At 34.5% G+C, this 6,344-nt stretch carries 6 protein-coding genes; 5 read left to right on the top strand and 1 reads right to left on the bottom strand.

What is annotated here, in order from left to right; translation table 11 throughout:
• Positions 1-566 precede the first annotated feature (566 nt).
• Together A5844_RS04165 and A5844_RS04160 are read left to right on the top strand one after the other, a co-directional pair.
• The gene (locus tag A5844_RS04165; RefSeq protein WP_143353693.1) at positions 567-854 is read left to right on the top strand and encodes a hypothetical protein; all 288 of its coding nucleotides are present in this window, start codon (positions 567-569) and stop codon (positions 852-854) included.
• A complete protein-coding gene (locus A5844_RS04160) occupies positions 835-1,368 on the top strand; it encodes a DUF6568 family protein (RefSeq protein WP_143353692.1) in 534 nt (177 codons plus the stop codon). The genes A5844_RS04165 and A5844_RS04160 overlap by 20 nt, the downstream gene beginning before the upstream one ends.
• A 763-nt stretch (positions 1,369-2,131) precedes the next feature.
• Here the strand turns inward: A5844_RS04160 and A5844_RS04150 are convergent.
• Positions 2,132-3,037 carry an ArsR/SmtB family transcription factor gene (locus tag A5844_RS04150; protein WP_086284007.1) on the bottom strand — a complete coding sequence of 302 codons (906 nt, stop codon included), beginning with the start codon at positions 3,035-3,037 and terminating at the stop codon, positions 2,132-2,134.
• Between the two features lie 228 nt (positions 3,038-3,265).
• Here A5844_RS04150 and A5844_RS04145 point away from each other — a divergent pair, with 228 nt between their 5' ends.
• From A5844_RS04145 to A5844_RS04135, 3 genes are read left to right on the top strand one after another with little or no spacing between them, the layout of a single operon-like run.
• The gene (locus A5844_RS04145) at positions 3,266-4,531 is read left to right on the top strand and encodes an ABC transporter substrate-binding protein (protein WP_086284006.1); all 1,266 of its coding nucleotides are present in this window, start codon (positions 3,266-3,268) and stop codon (positions 4,529-4,531) included.
• A gap of 54 nt (positions 4,532-4,585) precedes the next feature.
• The gene (locus A5844_RS04140) at positions 4,586-5,494 is read left to right on the top strand and encodes a carbohydrate ABC transporter permease (RefSeq protein WP_086284005.1); all 909 of its coding nucleotides are present in this window, start codon (positions 4,586-4,588) and stop codon (positions 5,492-5,494) included.
• Positions 5,495-5,506: 12 nt separating this feature from the next.
• Entirely contained in the window at positions 5,507-6,343 is an 837-nt protein-coding gene (locus A5844_RS04135; RefSeq protein ID WP_086284004.1) for a carbohydrate ABC transporter permease, read from the top strand.
• Position 6,344: the final 1 nt, after the last annotated feature.

Raw genomic sequence — 6,344 nt, 5'->3', positions numbered from 1 at the left:
GGTTGTACAAGTGAAATTCTACTTATTAGCGAGAGGTATGAGGTATATAGATAATGACAAACAATGTCAATGTTTGACTTATTGGAAAATAGCCAATTAACCATTATATAAAGAAATTAGTCATGAAACCATTTTATTGCAATATATTGTAAAGTAGAGTTTGATTTTTTGCCTTTGCATAGGCATTGCTTTTTATTATCTCATTTTATTATTTTTTATCATTACTTCTGATAGTTCCTTAATATTTTGTCTATAGGATGTTTGACTAAAAAAATATCAATTTTGAACAAAGAAGGGTAAGTGGTGCATATGCTCATGTAAAATATATATATCGTTTCAAATACTGTTGTACGTATATATCTAAATAAAGGAGGAAAAATCTGATGTTAAAAACAAGTAGAAAATTTAGAATAGGTAATAAATTTTTTTAATGTGTGATAATCGTAATCGTTTCAGTTTTTTTTCTAAATGTAGTTGCTCCAATCGCAAATGCTTCAAGTCTAAATCCCTTTGACGAGTTGGAGAAAGTTTCAAAAAAAGATTTGAATCAAATGGCAGATTAAGTGTTGGCTCACTCTACCTATGATGAAAAAACAGGGATGTATATTTTAAATCACTCTATTGTTGAGCAGGGAATTATTACTGAACAACAGTACAACGATGTCAAAGAGGTTGAGAAAGTTTCTATAAACTTGTTACAAACCAGTTCTGGTAAACAAGCACGTCTAGCACCACTCATTTTAGCAGCTATCGCTGTAATTAAAGTAGCAGCTATATTTATTGGCGTAGCATTAGCGAACCAACTTATTAGTTACGTAAGCAATTGGGGTGTTTTTGCATTCTGTAAAGCATAAAAAAATAAACATTCCACAATCAAATCTTTCTGTTCTGCTAATGGTTTCTAAACGGTGTAAAAAAATACTGCTATTGTTTTTATTGTCTTATTTGCTAATAGCTACTTCTTGTGAAAAAGAAGAGAAGAAATCATCAGCTGAAGAAACAGCATTTTCGAATGTAGTAACAGATATGGAAATAAAATTATATAATGAAGCAATGCGTGATGTAAATGAAATTACTTTAGAAGAAAATCTTCGGAGAGATAAAAACATGGAGTACCAAGAAAACTCTTATGTTTATTTTGGTAGAGCTACTTGCCCAATTTGTAGAGAATTTGTAAATTCAGTAGAAAATATTTCAGGTATCGAAAATTTATTTTATATTGATACTGATAAGATGTCTAATACAGATAAAGAAAAATTATCTGAGATAGGGATTACTTCTATCCCAAGTATTTTAAAAGTGGACAGTCAGGGAGATCTTAGACCAATAACGACAGAAGTGTTTCTAGAGGAGGTGGCTAATGAATAATAAAATGATTTTCGCCTTCCTTTTATTTATAATATGTGTAGGCATCTTTCTCTTGTTACCAAAGAACATAAGAGATGTCGTTATCTTTCTTTCAATTATTTTAATCATAGTTATCGTACTGGTTGGTATTAGTTATTTCTTGTTCTTGAGCCTAATCAAAGGTTCGAAAAAGTGAAAAAATGTTAAGCGAATAATGTCTAAAAGCAAGCGTTTGATGGCGCTTGCTTTTTTATGAGGATTTTTATTTAAACTTAAATGAAAAGAAATAGTGTATAAATTTTTTGATTACCCACTTGTATATTCTTTTTGAAAATAGGCTATACAAATTATTTAGATATCTTGTTTAAGTGTTTAGATTGGTCAATAAATTTCTTCGAAGATGACATTTGTTGATTAATTAATTCTTCTTATTATTCCTTAACGAATTTCTTACAAGTTAAAAATATTGCGCAAATAGATTGATCAAAAAAGAACTAATTTGTTTTAAAGATTATATCTTTGAATTCACAGAGTCAATGTAGGGAGAAAGAGCCATCTACTGACGGATCTAGTTCATATGATTCTACTACTAAAGAAAAAGTAAGGAACTTTAGTAAAAAGATGCTAGAAAAAATTAAAAACGGAATTACATGTTTTCTGCTTTTAAACCACTTGAAGGACTGAAAAAACACGTTTTTTTGCAATGATACGAACAATTAGTATATTTTGGCTATGTTCATGAGCAATCACTCAACTGTATCAGGGAAAAGTAAAACTTTCCTATTCACTGGAAGTACACTAAGATCCGGATATTTTGATCATGGTTGCCAAACCCTTTTCCAAAGAGAGTCAACCCACCTTGATGTTTTGCCTCTTTTTCAATTTCTAAACGAAGCTTGATAAAAGGGGAGTCGTGTAGTTTTAGATCATCGATCTTGATATTAGAATAAGATTCACCGTCAATATCTGTATCGAGTTTATTGATCCGGATATGTTTCAATAAACCGTATTGACTGAAACGATCATTCCACCACGGAGGTGTGAGTCTGCCTCTTGTATCCGAAAAATTACCTGGTACGGTGTAGACGGCGACTTTCACATCATTCACAAAAATCGAAATATCACTGGGCCAGTTATTATTGGATACAGGGAACTCGGAAGCAAGCTCCAAGCTGATCTCAAGTAATTCTGGTTCTTCTTGTGTTTGCAAAAGATTTGGGATCTTATATTCCACAAAGCCCCGACTAAACCACATCAAAGCTGCATTGACCCGATTTGAATCTAAAAAGTATTTCGGATCATCGATCTTCCCAACGATTTCTTGGGTCGTTGCTAAACCACAGGTGGGTTCAGCAAAGAAATCTGTAAAATGTCCGATACTTAAATCGGTGGAATACAATTTATAGGCAGGATAGATTTTCTCTGGAAAACAAATGTGGATATCATCTATTTTTAGGAACACCATTTTTTTGTTGCGATTTGCTCCGACTCCTCGTTCAGAATCTAATAATCCAGCATCTTCCATCTGTTGAACATGGCGGGTGGTCATTGCGGAACTAATTTGTAATTTTTGTGCAATTTCGCTAATGCTCTTTTTACCACTTCCAATATACTGAAGGATGTTGAGTCTTGTTTCACTAGCTAACGCTTCATAAACTGGTAGTGAATAGGTCGTTAAATCTAATTCCATTTTTCCACCTCTTTAACTTATTGGTTAATCTAAAATGAGTGTTTTTTTTGATGTTTGTTATCATTTTAACTGTTGAGTTGTTTTTGTAAAGACATTATAACATAGCGTTGACAGCGTTTACAACGAGTGTTAATTTGTGTTTATAAGCAGGAGGGAAAAAGAATAGTAAAAAATAATTTAGAAAATTTTTGTTTTGTATTTAACTAATTAGTGAAATGGAGGAAGAGTATGAAAGCGATAAAGATGACAAAATGGTTGGCATTAGGTGTGTGTGTATTTGGATTGACAGCTTGTGGAAAGTCCTCAAATAGTACAGAAAACAGTAAGAACGAAATTACCTTTTGGAATCCATTTACAGGGGCGGATAGTTCCAATATGGGTGCGATGATTGATGCATACAATCAGACAGATCCAGAATACAAAATCAAGAATGTTTCCTTGAAAGAAAGTGATATGTATGACAAGATCCCTACGGTTGTCAATTCTGGAAAGAATATTCCTGATTTAATGATCGTCCATGCAGAGCGAATCAAACAATATCATGACAACAACATGTTGGAAGATTATGATGCACTTTTAGAAAATCATCCAACGATCATTGGGGAAAATTATGTTGAGGAAGCATGGAAGTTAGGAGAACTAGACGGCAAACGATATAGTATTCCTTTGGATATCCATAGCTGGGGGACTTATTACAATAAAGAATTAGTAGAAAAATATGCACCTGATTCATTAGCTGATGAGATCTTAACTTTTGATGAAATAAAAGAAGCTGGGAAAAAAGCCGCTGCTGATGATATTAGAGGTGTTGCAGTGACATGGGTGAAACCAAATTTCCTATCTTTGTTGAAGCAATATGGCGGGGAATTGACAGAAAATGGAACGGACCCAACTCTTGATACAAAAGCAACAAAGGATGCCATTGGACTATGGAATGAATTATATGAAGAGGGGGTCACGACAAAAGATGGGGAAGATCCGACACAATTATTTTTGTCAGGGAAATTACTTTTCTTTCCTGAAGGGACTTGGGTACAAAATAATATAAAAGATGCCAAATTTGAATGGGGACTCACTAATTCTCCCCAATTATCCGATGATTTAAATCAAGCAGTCAACTGGGCTTCTTCACATCAGTTTGTTCGCTTTAACAGTACCGAAAGAACTGAAGAGAAAGATAAAGGGATCATGGAATTTCTGGAATGGATCAGAAATAACTCTTTGGAATGGGCAAAAGCTGGCCAAAATCCGGCGACATTGAATATTTTAGAGGACGAAGAATATCAGAAACTACCACACTCTTTGTTTATCTCAACCCCTGAGCAACAACAAACTTTAAACATTTTTGATTATAAATACAATGGCTATGTGGCTGAATATTTAGATGCTCAAGGATTTGATACGATCTTTGGAAAACAAAAGGTCGATGATTTTAGTTCTGGCATGCAAAAAGAAGTGGCCGATAAGATTGCAAAAGATAGTTCCAATAAATAAAAAAAATCTTCATAAATTTTAACAGTAGTTTCTTCAAGGGAGGAAGTGCATTATATGAGAACGTCGTTAACAAAAGGAAAAACGACGAAAAAAGCAAGGAGTAAAGAATGGGTAGCCTGGCTGTTTTTAGCACCGCATTTGCTTATTTTTATCCTATTTTTCCTGATCCCCGTGATTTTTGGTATTTATATCTCTTTTACGGATTGGGATTTGTTTAATGCTCCGACATTTGTTGGTTTTGAAAATTACAAGGAACTCTTCTTTCAATCAGATTCTACATTTTATACGCAGCTTCGGATTGGCTTGAGAAATACATTTATTTTCGTTAGTCTTGCTGTCCCATTTTGTATCATGGTTCCCTTATTTTTGGCGGCAGCACTTAATAAGAAACCAGTTTTGCACAAAATCTTTCAATCGATTTTTTATATGCCCACCCTTTTTGCGATTTCAGCCATAGTGATTATTTGGACATTGATTTTCAACGTAAATTATGGCCCTATCAATACTCTATTGGATACGACGACTCCTTGGACAGGGACGCAACCGTATGCCTGGATTGCCTTGATTGTTGTAACAGTGTGGTGGACGATCGGTGGGAATATGATCATCTATCAAGCTGCTTTGAATGGCATACCAAAGGATTTTTATGAAGCTGCGGATATGGATGGCGCTAGTGCTGTGCAAAAATTTTTCAAAATCACCTTACCTTCGATTCGTGGACAGATTTTATATACGGTAGTGATGACAACTGTTGCTCATTTTAATGTCTATGGACAGCCATTGATGTTGACTGCCGGTGGACCAAATGATTCGACAAGGGTCTTACTTATGTACATCCAACAAAACGCATTTGGTTCTGGTCAATCGATGGCAGGGATTGCTTCGGCTATGGCAGTGATATTAGGGATATGTATCATGATCATTTCTGCTATACAATTTAGATTCCTACAGGTAAGAAAGTAAAGGAGGAACAAAATGAGGAAAAAATCAAATTCATCATTTATAGCATTTGCTTTTCTTTTGATTATGGCAGTTATTTGGTTAGTGCCTTTACTATACGGATTACTGACTTCCTTCAAATCAGAAATGGAATTGATGACAGCAGGTTTTCGTGTTTTACCGATCGAATGGGTATTAACCAATTACACTGAATTACTATTGAATAATACAAGTACTCCTTTAGTAAAATGGTTTCTAAATTCGTTGTTTATTTCTGTCAGTCATACGCTGTTAGTTGTATTCGTAGTATCTTTTTCAGCATTTGCTTATAGTCGTTTAGCGTTCAAGGGAAAAAAATTTCTGTTTTCATTTCTGTTGGGGACGATGATGTTTCCGACAGTGGTCAATTTGATTCCTTTATATAAAATTGTTGATAGCTTAGGGTGGGTCAATACACCGTGGGCAATGATCGTACCTGGTGCTGCAGGGGTATTTAATATTTTTTTGGTGAAACAATTTATGGATAATATCCCGAAAGATTTTGATGAAGCGGCGCAAATCGATGGTGCTAATGATTGGACGATTTTTGCTTATATCATTTTACCATTGATCAAACCGGTGCTATTAGTGGTGTCATTATTCTCGTTTACAGGTTCATGGAATGATTTTTTATGGCCCTCCATTGTATTTAACGATATTGAGAAAATGCCAATCACTCCAGGGCTCCAATTGTTACAAGGAATGTATCAATCACAACCTACATTGTTGATGGCAGGTGCTCTGATCGCGATCATTCCGACTTTTGTGTTGTACTTGTTTGCTCAAAAACATTTTTTGCAGTCGATGTCACTATCGTCAGGTGTAAAAGGGTGAT

The organism is Candidatus Enterococcus wittei, assembly GCF_002140175.1.
Classification (GTDB): Bacteria; Bacillota; Bacilli; order Lactobacillales; family Enterococcaceae; genus Enterococcus_B; species Enterococcus_B wittei.
Note: the sequence above shows the minus strand (reverse complement) of the source record. Positions and strands in the feature narration are given on the sequence as shown.

What these genes read in the sequence shown, in the direction of transcription:
- A5844_RS04135 (WP_086284004.1), top strand. Translation starts at nt 5,507, where the DNA reads ATGAGGAAAAAATCAAATTCATCATTTATAGCATTTGCTTTTCTTTTG.
- A5844_RS04140 (WP_086284005.1), top strand. Translation starts at nt 4,586, where the DNA reads ATGAGAACGTCGTTAACAAAAGGAAAAACGACGAAAAAAGCAAGGAGT.
- A5844_RS04145 (WP_086284006.1), top strand. Translation starts at nt 3,266, where the DNA reads ATGAAAGCGATAAAGATGACAAAATGGTTGGCATTAGGTGTGTGTGTA.
- A5844_RS04150 (WP_086284007.1), bottom strand. Translation starts at nt 3,037, where the DNA reads ATGGAATTAGATTTAACGACCTATTCACTACCAGTTTATGAAGCGTTA.